Source organism: Salmonella sp. WC3 (genome assembly GCF_042932255.1).
Lineage (GTDB): Bacteria > Pseudomonadota > Gammaproteobacteria > Enterobacterales > Enterobacteriaceae > Salmonella > Salmonella enterica.
The window spans coordinates 1,078,880-1,093,059 of sequence record NZ_CP170629.1 but is presented as its reverse complement, the minus strand read 5'-3'; the positions used below and the strand labels follow the sequence as shown (position 1 = coordinate 1,093,059).

Below are 14,180 nucleotides of genomic sequence, written 5' to 3'. Positions count from 1 at the left end.
AGATGAAAGACGCTCAGCTCAACACCTTGTGTCAACGTCATCAGGCTGTACTGATCAATAGCGCCAGCAACAGTATCACTGTTGCGGTGGTCGACGCGCCCTCTCATGCGTTACTGGACGCTCTGCATTTCGCCACGCAAAAACAGATTGATATTGTGTGCTGGACTCGCCAGCAAATGGAAAATCATCGGCATAAGCCGGATCAGGCTCCCTCGACAAACGCCGCGAAAGGTGGAGAAACCGCGGCCCAGCTTCTCAATCAGACATTACGCTCGGCGATGGCGAAACGCGCCTCTGATATCCATCTCGAACCAGGCGCCAGCCGCTACCGAATAAGACTCCGCATCGACGGCGTTCTTCATATTCTGCAGGACATCGCCAAAGAGACGGGGCTTGCGCTGACGGCCAGATTGAAAGTCCTGGGAAATTTGGACATCGCTGAACATCGGCTGCCGCAGGACGGGCAATTTACCGTTGACCTGACGGGCGACAGCATCTCTTTTCGTATCGCCACGCTTCCCTGTAAAGAAGGCGAAAAAGTCGTCTTACGGTTGTTGCATCAGGTTGAACAAACGCTGGATCTGGACACGCTGGGCATGTCCGGGGCACAACTTACCGCTTTTAGACAAGCCCTACAGCAACCTCAGGGGCTGGTACTGGTGACTGGCCCCACCGGTAGCGGAAAAACGGTCACGCTATACAGCGCGCTACAAACCCGGAATACGCCGGGTATCAACCTCTGTAGCGTTGAGGATCCGATAGAAATTCCACTGGATGGGATTAACCAGACGCAGATCCATCCCCGCGCCGGGCTCACCTTTCAAAATGTGCTGCGCGCGCTTTTACGCCAGGACCCTGACATCATCATGGTAGGTGAAATTCGTGACGGCGACACCGCAGAAATCGCCATTAAGGCGGCACAAACGGGCCATCTGGTACTTTCAACGCTACATACGAACTCCACCAGCGAAACCCTGATACGTTTGCAGCAAATGGGCGTAGCACGCTGGATGATCTCATCGGCGCTTACGCTGGTGGTAGCGCAACGCCTGGTAAGGAAGCTTTGCCCGCACTGCAAACAGCGCCTGAACGATCCCGTAGTGCTATCGCCCAATCTTTGGCCCAGCGCGCTACCGCGCTGGCAGGCAAGCGGCTGTCAGCATTGCTACCACGGCTTTTATGGCCGAACCGCGTTATTCGAAGTGTTAACCGTTACCCCGGCATTACGTCAGTTAATTGCGAGCGGCGCATCGGCGCAAGCACTGGAAGCCCACCTCCAACAGACCGGTACAGGGACGCTTTTTGAAAATGGCTGTCGCGCCGTTGAACAAGGCATGACGTCCTTTGAAGAGATACTGCGCGTTCTGGGAATGCCCCATGAGCGTTAAACAGCTCTGGCGCTGGCAAGGCGTTAACGATAAAGGTCAACTGGAACAAGACGTTGTATGGGCGGACAATCGTCTGGCGCTGATCATCACCCTGCAACATCAGCGCATTATGCCGCTTCGCATCAAGCGCATGGGCGTTAACGCCGCACTGTGGAAAGAAGAGCAAAGCGCTGAAATTATTCATCAGTTGGCCACGCTCATTCATGCCGGGCTGACGCTTTCTGAAGGGCTGGAACTCCTTGCGAAACAGCATCCACACCGACAATGGCAAGCGCTGTTGCGCACGCTGGCTCACGAGCTTGAACAGGGCGTCCCTTTTTCCAGCGCATTAGTCTCCTGGCCGCAGGTATTTCCGCCGCTCTACCAGACGATGATCCGCACCGGAGAACTGACCGGCAAACTGGCCGAATGCTGCTTTGAACTGGCCCGTCAGCAAAAAGCGCAACGGCAGATTACGGTTAGCGTAAAAAAGGCGCTACGCTATCCCGTCATTATTCTGGCAATGGCCGCTCTGGTCGTTTTCGCCATGCTGCACTTTGTTCTGCCGGAATTTGCCGCCATTTACCGTAGCTTCAATACCCCGCTCCCTCTTCTGACGCGCGGTATTATCGCGATAGCGCAATGGGGGGCGGCATGGGGTTGGCTCATCTTGTTCCTGACGATGCTCGTTGCTATCGCTCACCGCAGGGTAAAACAAAAACCGTCCTGGCAAGCGCAGCGGCAGCGTCTTCTGCTACGGCTTCCCGTTATGGGTCGCCTGATAAGAGGCCAGAAACTAGCGCAAATATTCACCGTACTGGCATTGACCCAAAGCGCAGGCATTCCTTTTCTTCAGGGACTGGAAAGCGCTATCGAGAGTCTCGGCTGCCCTTACTGGTCACAGCGTTTAACGCAGGTACATCAGGAGATCGCCGCAGGCAATCCGGTCTGGTTGGCGCTAAAAAATACCCAGGAATTTAGTCCGCTATGCCTGCAACTGGTCAGAACGGGCGAAGCGTCCGGTTCACTCGATATCATGCTGCATAACCTTGCCCGTCACCACAGTGAAACTACGCTGGCGCTGGCCGATAATCTGGCGTCGCTGTTGGAACCGGCGTTATTGATCATCACCGGCTTAATTATCGGTACGCTGGTGGTGGCGATGTATTTGCCGATTTTTCATCTGGGAGACGCGATGAGCGGGATGGGATAAGGCTGGCGCACATTTACGCCAGCCAGAATATTAGAGGCTATTGAAAATGCGGTTTTCTTGTTCCTGCACCCGAATAAAGGTGGTGCGTTTGGTCAACTCTTTCAGGCGAGACGCGCCGACATAAGTGCAGGCTGAGCGTAGACCGCCCAGGATATCGCGGGCGGTATTGCCCACCGGCCCACGCAGCGGCAATTTAACCGTTTTACCTTCTGCCGCGCGGTATTTCGCAACGCCGCCGACATGACGGTTCATCGCAGATTCCGAACTCATGCCGTAGAACAGCATAAATTTCTCGCCGTTCTCTTCTACCACGCTGCCGCCGCTCTCTTCGTGCCCCGCCAGCATGCCGCCCAACATAACGAAATCCGCGCCGCCGCCAAAGGCTTTTGCTACGTCGCCTGGCATGGTGCAGCCGCCATCGCTGACGATCATACCGCCCAGGCCATGCGCCGCGTCAGCACATTCGATAACCGCCGACAGTTGCGGATAACCAACGCCGGTTTTTACACGCGTCGTGCATACGGAGCCGGGACCAATTCCCACTTTCACGATATCGGCGCCGGAGAGGATAAGCTCTTCGCACATCTCGCCCGTTACCACATTGCCTGCGCAGATTGTTTTTGTCGGCCATGCTTCACGTGCTTTCGCGACGAACTGCACAAAATGTTCTGAATAGCCATTGGCCACATCAATACAGACAAAGTTCAGCGCAGGATTCAGCGCCAGAATCTGCACGGTTTTTTCGAAATCAGCATCAGAGGTCCCGGTGGAAACCATCACATGCTTGAGAACATCAGCCGAAGCCGTGTTGATAAAAGCTGCCCACTCTTCAACGGTATAATGTTTATGTACAGCAGTCAGAATATCAAACCCGGCCAATGCTTGCGCCATTTCAAACGTCCCGACGGTATCCATATTGGCCGCAATAATCGGTACGCCAGACCAGGTCTGACCTGAGTGTTTAAAGGTGAATTGACGTTCCAGTTCGACATCGGAACGGCTTTTGAGGGTAGAACGTTTAGGACGGATAAGAACGTCTTTGAAACCTAACTTCAGATCTTCTTCAATACGCATGTGCGGATTCCTGGGGTTAATGGCGAAAAATCGAAACTCACAACTCCAGTGACGCTATCATACGCACTAATCATGGCCGTACAAGACTGCGAAATTCTCTTTTTTTACGTTACAATCCCATAAATTTACCTGGCGAATAGTAGGTTAATGCTCAGAGCGCATCGTCTTTGTATGTTTAAAATTTAACCTTTTGATTGTCAAACTAAAATTCCGGAAGCTGGAGATATGAGGTATACCGTAGCCTTAACCGGCGGTATTGGCAGCGGTAAAAGTACCGTCGCTGATGCCTTCACTGACCTCGGAATAACCGTCATCGACGCGGATATTATCGCGCGCCAGATGGTTGAGCCAGGGCAGCCCGCCCTGAACGCAATAGCGGAACATTTTGGTTCTGAACTTATCGCCGCCGACGGCACGTTACGTCGCCGGGCGCTGCGTGAGCGTATTTTTTCGCATCCGGAAGAAAAAGCCTGGCTTAACGCTCTGCTTCATCCCTTAATTCAGCAGGAAACCCAACGACAGTTTCAACAGGCTACGTCGCCCTATGTGTTATGGGTTGTGCCTCTGCTGGTTGAAAACAGGCTGTATCAAAAAGCCAACCGCGTACTGGTGGTTGACGTGACGCCCGAAACGCAGCTCATACGCACAATGCAGCGTGATGATGTTACGCGCGAGCATGTTGAACACATTCTCGCTGCGCAGGCGACGCGTGAAGCGCGCCTTGCCGTGGCGGACGATGTTATTGATAATAACGGCGCACCGGATGCTATCGTATCAGATGTGGCCCGCCTGCACGCCAGTTATCTTAAACTCGCGTCGCAGTTTGTCTCACAGGAAAAACCGTAATGCACACCCAGGTCCTATTTGAACACCCTCTCAATGAGAAGATGCGTACGTGGCTGCGCATAGAGTTTTTGATCCAACAGCTCGCCATAAACCTGCCAATTGCAGACCATGCTGGCGCACTGCATTTTTTCCGTAACATCAGCGATCTACTGGATGTGTTCGAACGGGGCGAAGTCCGTACCGAACTGCTGAAAGAACTGGAGCGCCAGCAGCGTAAATTACAGGCCTGGGTTGAGGTTCCCGGCGTCGATCAAGACCGTATTGAAGCCCTGCGCCAGCAGTTAAAATCCGCGGGCAGCGTGCTGATCTCCGCCCCGAGGATTGGCCAGCAGCTACGCGAAGATCGCTTGATTGCCCTTGTGCGTCAACGCTTAAGTATTCCTGGCGGCTGTTGCAGTTTCGATTTACCCACTCTGCATATCTGGTTGCACCTACAACAGGCGCAGCGCGACGCCCAGATTGAAAGCTGGCTTGCCAGCCTGAATCCCCTCACCCAGGCGCTGACGCTGGTGCTTGATCTGATCCGTAATTCAGCACCTTTCCGTAAGCAAACCAGCCTGAACGGTTTTTATCAGGATAACGGGGACGACGCCGATTTGCTGCGTCTTATGCTGACGCTCGATTCACAACTTTATCCGCAAATTTCCGGCCATAAGAGCCGTTTTGCCATTCGCTTTATGCCGCTGGATAGTGAAAATGGTCTGGTGCCGGAGCGTCTTGATTTTGAACTGGCCTGTTGCTAAGGAGTAAAAATGTCTGACGTGACCGTCGTAAACTGTCCGACCTGCGGTAAACCGGTCGTCTGGGGGGAAATTAGCCCCTTCCGCCCATTTTGTTCTAAACGCTGTCAGTTAATTGATTTGGGCGAATGGGCCGCCGAAGAGAAACGAATCGCCAGCAGCGGCGACCAGTCTGATAGCGACGACTGGAGCGAAGAGCGCTAACAGTGATGGCTCTGTTGAGACGGCAATATCGCCTTATGACAAAAATAATCAATAAATACGCGTAGTTTTGGCGCCATATGCGCGCGGCCGGGATAATACAAATAAACCGGCGAGATTAGGCTATAACAGAAACGTAGCCGCCACTGCGCCAGGGTGGATGAAAACCTCGGCGCGTTATCACTGACCCTAAGCCCGCAGGAGCTGGCGGCAATTGAGGCGGTTTTTCCTCACGACGCCGCGGCCGGCCCCCGCTACTGGCCGGAAATTATGTCGACATTAAATCGCTAATAAGATCGATGGGGATCGTGTTGCGATCCCCCACTAAGGCGCAAATTGGCGTAATTTACGAATAATCGGTTCATTGGCCGGCGGAAAATCGTCCGTATTCAACGCGTTTTGCGCGATCCACCGTCCCGGCTGTCCTTCTTTCCCCCACGGTTCGCCCTCCCAGCGTTCAACCAGCCAAAACCACAGCGTAATGTGTCTATCCGGGAATTGATATTCCAGAGTGTCGAATAATGTCACCTGTGTTGGCGTAATCCCCACCTCTTCCTGTAGCTCCCGGATCAACGCCTGCTCTGGTGTTTCGTCGGCTTCAATTTTTCCGCCGGGAAATTCCAGCTTGTTCGCCATATGCGCATCAGCGGCGCGTCGGGTAATAAAAATTTCGTCGTTCGGGTTGCGGATAATCCCAACCGCGATTTGCAGTTTTTTCATCTTGTTGCATCCATAAAAAAGGCGCAGTCGCCTGCGCCTTTTTATCTGTGTTCAATGCCAGGCCGAATAAGCGTAGCGCCCTTCGGCAATAATGCCAGCACCGACCGACCTGATGGCAACACATTATGTCTTATCAGGCCGGTAAGTTTATCGCATTAGCTCAGGCGACCGTGACACTGTTTGTATTTCTTACCGGAACCGCAAGGGCAAGGATCGTTACGTCCAATCTTACGTTCGCCTGTTTGGGCGGCCAGATCGGCAGCCACGGCGGCATCGTCATCCTGATGGCTTAGCTGCTGCATCTGCGCCAGGCGCTCCGCCTCTTCGCGACGCTGCATTTCCATCGCTTCGACCTCTTCCGGCATACGTACCTGGACTTTGCTCAGGGTACTGATCACTTCATATTTCAGCGATTCCAGCATTGCGGCGAACATAGCGAAGGATTCGCGCTTGTATTCCTGCTTCGGATCTTTTTGCGCATAGCCGCGCAGATGAATACCCTGACGCAGGTAATCCATCGCCGCCAGATGCTCTTTCCACAGGGAATCGAGCGTTTGCAGCATCACGCCTTTTTCGAAATGACGCATCATTTCAGCGCCAACCACCTCTTCTTTACGCTGATACACCTCGATGGACTGCGCCAGGATGCGCTCACGCAGCGTCTCCTCATGCAGCTCCGGCTCTTTATCCAGCCATTCGGCAATCGGCATCTCCAGGTCGAAGTCGTTTTTCAGGCGTTCCTGCAAACCCGGGATGTCCCACATCTCTTCCAGCGACTGCGGCGGAATGTAGGCGTCGATAGTCGCCTTAAAGACATCTTCGCGAATGCTGTTAATGGTGTCGCTCACGTCAGACACATCCAGCAGTTCGTTACGCTGGGTATAAATTGCACGGCGCTGATCGTTCGCCACATCATCATATTCCAGCAGTTGCTTACGAATATCGAAGTTACGGCTTTCTACTTTACGCTGCGCGTTAGCGATAGCTTTCGTCACCCACGGGTGCTCAATCGCTTCGCCCGGCTTCATTCCCAGTTTACGCATCATACCGGAGACACGATCGGAGGCAAAAATACGCATCAGCGCATCTTCCATCGACAGGTAGAAACGGGAAGAACCCGGATCGCCCTGGCGACCGGAACGGCCACGCAGCTGGTTGTCGATACGGCGGGATTCATGGCGCTCGGTGCCAATGATATGCAGACCGCCGGCAGCCAGAACCGCGTCATGGCGTACCTGCCAGTCCGCTTTAATCTGCGCAATCTGTTCTTCCGTCGGCGCTTCCAGCGCGGCGACTTCCGCCTGCCAGCTACCGCCCAGCATAATATCGGTACCACGACCCGCCATGTTGGTAGCGATAGTGACCGCCGCTGGATAACCAGCCTGCGCAACGATGCCTGCTTCGTTGGCGTGGAATTTTGCGTTCAGTACGTTATGTTTGATGCCCGCTTTGGTCAGCTCTCTGGAGACCACTTCAGATTTCTCGATAGAAATCGTCCCGACCAGCACTGGCTGACCGTTCGCGGTACGTTCTTTAATATCTTCGATAATGGCCTGGATTTTTTCCGCTTCGGTCATGTAGACCAGATCCGGCAAATCTTTACGGATCATCGGACGGTTGGTCGGAACAACGACGGTGTCCAGCTTATAGATAGAGCTAAATTCGAAGGCTTCAGTATCCGCCGTACCGGTCATACCGGCCAGCTTTTCATACAGACGGAAGTAGTTCTGGAAGGTAATAGACGCCAGCGTCTGGTTTTCATTCTGAATTTCAACGCCTTCTTTCGCTTCTACCGCCTGGTGCAGACCGTCAGACCAGCGACGCCCCTGCATGGTACGACCGGTATGTTCATCAACAATGATGACTTCGCCGTCTTTCACAATGTAATCCACGTCACGGGTAAACAGCGCGTGCGCGCGCAGCGCGGCGGTGACGTGATGCATCAGCATAATATTGCCAGGCGAGTAGAGCGACTCGCCTTCATCCATAATGCCTTCTTGCACCAATAGCTCTTCAATCAGCACCAGACCGCGTTCGGTCAGGTTAACCTGGCGCGCTTTCTCATCAACGGAGAAGTGGCCTTCGCCCTGGAAAGTGTCAGAATCTTCTTTCTCCTGACGAATCAGGTGCGGAATGATTTTGTTCACTTTTTTGTACATTTCCGAGCTATCTTCCGCCGGGCCGGAAATAATCAGCGGCGTACGCGCTTCATCGATCAGGATGGAGTCAACCTCATCCACCAGCGCATAATGCAGTTTACGCTGCACGCGCTCTTCCGGGCTGAACGCCATGTTGTCGCGCAGGTAGTCAAAACCGTATTCGTTGTTAGTGCCGTAAGTGATGTCGGCAGCGTAAGCTTCACGTTTGGCTGGCGCAGGCATACCTGGCAGGTTGATACCAACGGACATACCGAGGAATTCAAATAGCGGACGGTTGTTTTCGGCGTCACGCTGCGCCAGATAGTCGTTCACGGTCACCACATGAACGCCTTTGCCGGACAGCGCGTTCAGGTAGGCTGGCAGCGTTGCGGTCAGCGTTTTACCTTCACCAGTACGCATTTCGGCGATACAGCGATCGTTGAGCACCATACCACCCAATAGCTGAACGTCGAAGTGACGCATCCCAAAGACGCGTTTACTGGCTTCACGCACCACCGCGAACGCTTCCGGAATCAGGCTCTCTACGCTTTCGCCTTTTTCAATACGGGCGCGAAATTCGTTGGTTTTCGCTTTCAGTTCGTCATCGGAGAGTTTTTCCATCTCCGGTTCCATCGCATTAATAAGGCTGACGGCCTTACGCATACGACGCAGCGTACGATCGTTACGGCTACCGAATACTTTGGTTAATAATTTGATTAGCATAATAAAGTCTCAAATGCCCCGCGCCGCGGAGCTACAAATAAAGTAAAAGGGTCTTTTTTCGTTAGCTGAGACGTTGCGGACCGGCGCGGATACCCTGCGCCTGACTTATCCAGGCCGGGATGCTAAATGCGGTTTGTGGCGCAAAATACGCCAGGGAGAGGCGGCGAACAATCGCCGGCGGCGTGCCCTCCTGCGTGAGCATCGCGCTGAGCGTATTCAGTAAGGCGATATGATGCGCCTGTAATGGCGACGGCGCGTCGGCGACGGGCAGCGTTTGCGGCGCCATTGCAAAAGAAAGGTGGCGAATCACCGTGCGAATAGCGTGCTGATGCCAGTAATCTACGGTGAAATTGGGACGACGGTTAGAGGCTTCTAACAGCGCAAGATGGCTAAAGTTAACTTTAGACGCGGTGCTGGCGGTCGTCCTTGCAGGCGTATTGGTTTCAGCGGCGTTACTGAGCGCGGGCAAACCAAAACTCGCCGCGACCATCCCTAATAAGAGATGCGGCCAGAAGTATCGTCTGCCTAACTGTCGCCAGCGCGTCAGTATTCCACTCACGTCATTGCCACCTGATATGCCCCTCATGGGCTTACGGAATCAAAACAATTTGCGCACAAATCTTATCATTAAAGCGTACGCGCTACAGCAGTAATGACGAGAAGCTAAGGTGAAAATCGGCTAAGAAAACAGCGAACGCGCCGTGTTTCCATTTAACCCTGTCAAAATGGCTGTATTAAGGAAAGCGCAGATAAAGGATAGTAAAAAAAACGACTGGCTCGCCTGGCCGGAGAGAGTGCCAGGTTAACCAGTCGAATTTTATACGACAGCGTATGTCGTTATGCCAGTACCGTCGAAGGCGCTTTGAAAGCCAACGGCAGTTCTGCGTCGTCCTGGAAGGTCACAAATTCCCAGGCTTCCTGTTTTGCCAGGACTGCCTGTAACAATTTATTATTCAATGCGTGACCGGATTTATACGCGGTAAACGCACCAATAATATTGTGACCACACATGAACAAGTCACCGATCGCGTCAAGCATTTTGTGACGAACGAATTCATCTTCAAAACGCAGGCCGTCTTCGTTCAATACGCGATAATCGTCAACAACGATGGCACAATCGAAGCTGCCGCCCAGGCACAGGCCGCGGGACTGCAGATATTCGATATCACGCATAAAACCGAAGGTACGCGCACGGCTGATCTGGCGCATGAACGCATCCGCAGAGAAGTTCATCGCGTAGCGCTGGCTGCTGGAATCGATCGCCGGATGGTTAAAGTCGATGGTGAAATCCAACGTAAAACCATTGTACGGTCTGAATTCAGCCCATTTATCGCCATCTTCAACCCGAACAGTCTCTTTGATGCGTACGAATTTTTTGGCGCAGTTCAGTTCATCAATACCGGCGTCAAGCAGCAGGTAGACAAACGGAGCGGCACTGCCATCCATGATCGGGATTTCCGGGGCATTAACCTCAATAACGATGTTATCGATACCTAAGCCCGCCAGAGCAGCGTTCAGGTGCTCAACGGTTGAAATCCGTACATCATGCTCATTCACCAGACACGTACAGAGCATGGTATCACGCACAGATTTGGCATCGGCCGGGAAATCTACCGGTGGATTCAAGTCGGTGCGACGATAGATGACCCCGGTATTGGCCGGCGCAGGGCGTAATGTCAGGGTGACTTTTTTGCCGGTGTGTAAACCGACGCCAGTCGCCTGAACGATACGTTTAAGTGTCCTTTGTTTGATCATCGTATAATCTCGCCAAATTACCTATCCAACCGAAGTGTACTATACATTCGGCGGGCCAGTTTAGCACAAAGAGCCCAGAATCCCAAATTCCAGCTAATTCTTAATCAGCTTGCTTACGCAGGAATGCGGGGATATCCAGATAATCCGGCTCTTTCGCCGCCTGTGGTGTATTGTCGTTAACCACTTTCGCGACCGTTTTTTGCTCCTGCGTCAGCGGCGCCATACCGTGCTGCTGATAACGATCCAACACCGGCTGCTGCACCTGTTTATTGGTCACCAGGGTGATTTCCGGACGTTTGTCCATACCAATACCGGTCGCCACTACCGTCACGCGCAGTTCATCATTCATATCCGGGTCCAGAGAGGTACCGATAACCACGGTGGCGTTATCCGACGCAAACGCGCGAATGGTGTTACCGACGGTTTCAAACTCGTCCAGACGCAGGTCGAAGCCCGCCGTAATGTTGACCAACACGCCGCGCGCGCCGGACAGGTCGATATCTTCCAGCAGCGGAGAAGAAATAGCCATTTCAGCCGCTTCTTCCGCACGGTCTTCACCGCTCGCCACGCCGGAGCCCATCATTGCGTAGCCCATTTCAGACATCACGGTACGCACGTCAGCAAAGTCGACGTTCATCAGGCCCGGGCGGGTGATCAGCTCTGCGATGCCCTGAACCGCGCCTTTCAGCACGTCGTTAGCCGCGCCGAACGCGTCGAGCAGGGAGATACCACGGCCCAGCACTTTCAGCAGCTTGTCGTTCGGGATGGTGATCAACGAGTCCACATGCTTGGACAGCTCAGTGATACCCTGCTCCGCAAATGCCATGCGCTTTTTACCTTCAAAATTGAAAGGTTTAGTCACCACGGCAACGGTCAGAATACCTAAATCTTTTGCCACTTCAGCAACCACTGGCGCCGCGCCGGTTCCGGTACCGCCGCCCATGCCTGCCGCGATAAATACCATGTCTGCGCCTTCAAGCGCCGCACGCAGCGCTTCACGGTCTTCGTCCGCCGCGTTACGACCGACTTCCGGGTTAGCGCCAGCGCCCAGACCTTTGGTAATGCCGCTACCAATTTGAATGGTCTGGCCAACCGCCGTTTTACGCAACGCCTGCGCGTCGGTATTCACCGCGAAGAATTCAACACCTTCGATGCGCTCGCGCACCATGTGTTCAACAGCGTTACCGCCGCCACCACCGACGCCGATGACTTTAATCACCGCGTCGTTGGTTAGTTCCATAGGTTCAAACATAATCTCTCTCCGTCATGTGCCTGTCGCCTGAGGCCGTAATATCTGGGGGCCTCATAAAAATTAAAACTCTTTTCGCAGCCAGCTATTAAGTCGCTTGATCCACGAGCCAACTGATGCCGTAACACGTTTTTCCACTTCTGCTTCACCGTTTAAGTGGGACTCTTTCCCGTAGTGAAGCAATCCCACCGCCGTTGAGTAATACGGCTCCTGGGCATAATCCGTCAGACCGGTGATATTCAGCGGCGCGCCGATACGCACCTGCGTATGAAACACGCGCTGAGCGCAAGCAGCAAGCCCTTCGATTTGCGCCGCGCCGCCGGTTAACACAATCCCCGCCGCCAGGTGATGTTTTACCCCTTGTTGGCGAAGCTGTTCCTGTAATTGCAATATCTCTTCGTTGACCAGATTGAGCAGCTCGGTGTAACGCGGCTCAATCACTTCCGCCAGCGTCTGACGTTGCAGGCTGCGCGGCGGACGCCCGCCTACGCTCGGTACTTCAACGCTTTCGTCTTTACCGACGATGGAACCCAGCGCGCAACCGTGGCGGACTTTAATGGCTTCAGCATCGCTCGGCGGCGTACCAAAGGCATAAGCGATATCGCTGGTCACCACGTTCCCCGCGTAAGGGATCACTTTGGTATGACGCAGCGCGCCGCCAGTATAAACGGCGATATCCATTGTACCACCGCCGATATCCACGACACAGACGCCCAGTTCACGTTCATCTTCCGTTAACACGGAATAACTGGCCGCCAGTCCGGCAAATATCAGTTGGTCAACTTTCAGACCACAACGTTCAACAGCTTTGACAATGTTTTTTGCCATATCGTTGTGGCAGGTAATCAAATGTACTTTCGCCTGCATACGCACGCCGGAAAGACCGACCGGATTTTTAATGCCTTCCTGGTAGTCAATGGCGTACTCCTGAGGAATCACATGCAGCACGCGATGTTCATCGCGCACGCGCACTGACTTCGCAGTATGCACGACGTTTTCCACATCTTCCTGCGTCACTTCCTCTTCGGAAATGGGCACCATACCAATTTCATTCTGACAGCTAATATGTTTGCCGGAAAGCGCCAGATATACCGAGGAGATCTGGCAATCAGCCATCAATTCCGCCTGGTCAATGGCGCGCTGAACGCATTTCACCACTGACTCAAGGTCATTCACCCCGCCTTTATCCATACCCCGCGATGGGCAACTGCCCACGCCAATGATATTGACCATACCGTCGGGCAGAACTTCCCCTACTAAAGCGGCAACCTTCGCGGTGCCAATCTCCAGTCCTACTACCAGTTTTCTGTCCGTCGCCTTGATCATTGTTGTTCTGCCTGTGCCTGATTCTGTTGCTGATTAGATTCCTCAGGGGGGAGCGGCGCCCAGCCAACTGCCGCACCTGAGTCATAACGCAAATCAACGTAGCTAATCCGTTTGCCATCGGTTTGCGCCTGCTGCTGTAAAACCGGATAGAGTTCTACAAAGCGAGCCAACCTTTTCATCGTATCGCCCCTGCCGAGATTGAGCTTAATGCCGTTATTAAGCGTCAATTGCCAGGAGCGACGTGCGGTCATCGCCGCTTCCTTTAGAGTGAATTTATCCTTAGCCAGCACCTGCCCCATCTCGCGGTATCCCTGCAACACTTCACTCGCGCTGCCTTCCGGGCCATACAACATGGGTAAAACCTGTTTGCCGATGCGGTCTGACGGCACGCTGAAGGTGTTCCCTTCAGCATCGACCATATGTTGATCATTCCAACGCGCAATCGGCACATATTCAACCAGATGAATCTTCAATTCATCAGGCCACTGTTTTCTGACGCTGGCCTGTTTAATCCACGGCAAACGCTCAATCTGGCTCTGGATAATGTTCACATCCTGCGTCATGAAGGTTCCCGGCGCGCCCAGAGCCAGTATCGCCTGACGGATATCATCGTTACGCGTGTAGTGACGCTCGCCGGTTAATACCAGCTTTGATAACGGTAAACGCTGCGCATCTTCCATCCACCCTAACACGACCCACCCGCTAACAAACACGGTGCACAGTACCGTCAGCAGGAATAATATTCCTGCAAGACGCGTTCCATTATTGCGGCGTGAAGAAGGCGTCTCTTCATCACTGTTTCGCGTGTTCAGCGCAGCCTGCGACATA

General features: G+C 53.5%; 13 protein-coding genes and 2 pseudogenes. 6 read left to right on the top strand and 9 right to left on the bottom strand.

Annotated elements, in window-relative coordinates; all coding sequences use genetic code 11:
• Positions 1 to 2 precede the first annotated feature (2 nt).
• Both gspE and hofC read left to right on the top strand, forming a co-directional pair.
• The gene (gspE, locus tag ACFK9X_RS05145) at positions 3 to 1,388 is read left to right on the top strand and encodes a type II secretion system protein GspE (RefSeq protein ID WP_023239709.1); all 1,386 of its coding nucleotides are present in this window, start codon (positions 3 to 5) and stop codon (positions 1,386 to 1,388) included.
• Positions 1,378 to 2,580: a protein transport protein HofC gene (gene hofC / locus ACFK9X_RS05140; RefSeq protein WP_023200600.1), complete on the top strand. Its 1,203-nt coding sequence runs from the start codon at positions 1,378 to 1,380 to the stop codon at positions 2,578 to 2,580. The genes gspE and hofC overlap by 11 nt, the downstream gene beginning before the upstream one ends.
• Before the next feature lie 30 nt (positions 2,581 to 2,610).
• Here hofC and ACFK9X_RS05135 read toward each other — a convergent pair whose 3' ends face one another.
• Positions 2,611 to 3,654 (bottom strand): GMP reductase, encoded by a 1,044-nt coding sequence (locus ACFK9X_RS05135; RefSeq protein ID WP_001217365.1) that lies wholly within the window; start codon positions 3,652 to 3,654, stop codon positions 2,611 to 2,613.
• 225 nt (positions 3,655 to 3,879) lie between these two features.
• Between ACFK9X_RS05135 and coaE the strand changes: the two genes are divergently transcribed.
• From coaE to yacG, 3 genes are read left to right on the top strand one after another with little or no spacing between them, the layout of a single operon-like run.
• Entirely contained in the window at positions 3,880 to 4,500 is a 621-nt protein-coding gene (coaE, locus tag ACFK9X_RS05130; protein ID WP_151115753.1) for a dephospho-CoA kinase, read from the top strand.
• Positions 4,500 to 5,243 (top strand): cell division protein ZapD, encoded by a 744-nt coding sequence (gene zapD / locus ACFK9X_RS05125; protein ID WP_023200602.1) that lies wholly within the window; start codon positions 4,500 to 4,502, stop codon positions 5,241 to 5,243. The genes coaE and zapD overlap by 1 nt, the downstream gene beginning before the upstream one ends.
• A gap of 9 nt (positions 5,244 to 5,252) precedes the next feature.
• A complete protein-coding gene (gene yacG, locus ACFK9X_RS05120; RefSeq protein WP_001286419.1) occupies positions 5,253 to 5,444 on the top strand; it encodes a DNA gyrase inhibitor YacG in 192 nt (63 codons plus the stop codon).
• Here the strand turns inward: yacG and ACFK9X_RS05115 are convergent.
• Positions 5,441 to 5,551: pseudogene (locus ACFK9X_RS05115) on the bottom strand (LysR family transcriptional regulator); the annotation flags it as partial. The gene yacG and the pseudogene ACFK9X_RS05115 sit on opposite strands and share 4 nt — an antisense overlap.
• 28 nt (positions 5,552 to 5,579) lie before the next feature.
• Here ACFK9X_RS05115 and ACFK9X_RS05110 point away from each other — a divergent pair.
• Positions 5,580 to 5,732 (top strand): annotated as a pseudogene (locus ACFK9X_RS05110) (aldo/keto reductase); the annotation flags it as partial.
• Positions 5,733 to 5,765: 33 nt separating this feature from the next.
• On the opposite strand, the gene mutT reads toward ACFK9X_RS05110, so the two are convergent.
• The 7 genes from mutT to ftsQ all read right to left on the bottom strand — a co-directional run bounded on the left by mutT (position 5,766) and on the right by ftsQ (position 14,179).
• Positions 5,766 to 6,161, bottom strand: coding sequence for an 8-oxo-dGTP diphosphatase MutT (gene mutT / locus ACFK9X_RS05105; RefSeq protein WP_000736058.1), 396 nt, complete (start codon positions 6,159 to 6,161; stop codon positions 5,766 to 5,768).
• 155 nt (positions 6,162 to 6,316) lie between these two features.
• Positions 6,317 to 9,022 (bottom strand): preprotein translocase subunit SecA, encoded by a 2,706-nt coding sequence (gene secA, locus ACFK9X_RS05100; protein WP_000905756.1) that lies wholly within the window; start codon positions 9,020 to 9,022, stop codon positions 6,317 to 6,319.
• 61 nt (positions 9,023 to 9,083) lie between these two features.
• On the bottom strand, positions 9,084 to 9,581 hold the full coding sequence (gene secM, locus ACFK9X_RS05095) for a secA translation cis-regulator SecM (protein WP_000014336.1): 498 nt from the start codon (positions 9,579 to 9,581) through the stop codon (positions 9,084 to 9,086).
• A 278-nt stretch (positions 9,582 to 9,859) separates the two neighbouring features.
• Complete coding sequence (gene lpxC / locus ACFK9X_RS05090; protein ID WP_000595487.1) at positions 9,860 to 10,777, bottom strand: UDP-3-O-acyl-N-acetylglucosamine deacetylase; 918 nt, start codon at positions 10,775 to 10,777, stop codon at positions 9,860 to 9,862.
• A gap of 100 nt (positions 10,778 to 10,877) precedes the next feature.
• Positions 10,878 to 12,029 carry a cell division protein FtsZ gene (gene ftsZ / locus ACFK9X_RS05085; RefSeq protein WP_000462785.1) on the bottom strand — a complete coding sequence of 384 codons (1,152 nt, stop codon included), beginning with the start codon at positions 12,027 to 12,029 and terminating at the stop codon, positions 10,878 to 10,880.
• Between the two features lie 60 nt (positions 12,030 to 12,089).
• A complete protein-coding gene (ftsA, locus tag ACFK9X_RS05080; RefSeq protein ID WP_000588463.1) occupies positions 12,090 to 13,352 on the bottom strand; it encodes a cell division protein FtsA in 1,263 nt (420 codons plus the stop codon).
• Positions 13,349 to 14,179 (bottom strand): cell division protein FtsQ, encoded by an 831-nt coding sequence (gene ftsQ / locus ACFK9X_RS05075; RefSeq protein WP_000075728.1) that lies wholly within the window; start codon positions 14,177 to 14,179, stop codon positions 13,349 to 13,351. Before ftsQ ends, ftsA begins: the two co-directional genes overlap by 4 nt.
• Position 14,180: the final 1 nt, after the last annotated feature.

Coding starts and splice junctions, on each gene's coding strand:
- mutT (WP_000736058.1), bottom strand. CDS start 6,161: ATGAAAAAACTGCAAATCGCGGTTGGGATTATCCGCAACCCGAACGAC.
- lpxC (WP_000595487.1), bottom strand. CDS start 10,777: ATGATCAAACAAAGGACACTTAAACGTATCGTTCAGGCGACTGGCGTC.
- secA (WP_000905756.1), bottom strand. CDS start 9,022: ATGCTAATCAAATTATTAACCAAAGTATTCGGTAGCCGTAACGATCGT.
- yacG (WP_001286419.1), top strand. CDS start 5,253: ATGTCTGACGTGACCGTCGTAAACTGTCCGACCTGCGGTAAACCGGTC.
- gspE (WP_023239709.1), top strand. CDS start 3: ATGAAAGACGCTCAGCTCAACACCTTGTGTCAACGTCATCAGGCTGTA.
- zapD (WP_023200602.1), top strand. CDS start 4,500: ATGCACACCCAGGTCCTATTTGAACACCCTCTCAATGAGAAGATGCGT.
- ftsZ (WP_000462785.1), bottom strand. CDS start 12,029: ATGTTTGAACCTATGGAACTAACCAACGACGCGGTGATTAAAGTCATC.
- coaE (WP_151115753.1), top strand. CDS start 3,880: ATGAGGTATACCGTAGCCTTAACCGGCGGTATTGGCAGCGGTAAAAGT.
- ftsA (WP_000588463.1), bottom strand. CDS start 13,352: ATGATCAAGGCGACGGACAGAAAACTGGTAGTAGGACTGGAGATTGGC.
- hofC (WP_023200600.1), top strand. CDS start 1,378: ATGAGCGTTAAACAGCTCTGGCGCTGGCAAGGCGTTAACGATAAAGGT.
- ACFK9X_RS05135 (WP_001217365.1), bottom strand. CDS start 3,654: ATGCGTATTGAAGAAGATCTGAAGTTAGGTTTCAAAGACGTTCTTATC.
- ftsQ (WP_000075728.1), bottom strand. CDS start 14,179: ATGTCGCAGGCTGCGCTGAACACGCGAAACAGTGATGAAGAGACGCCT.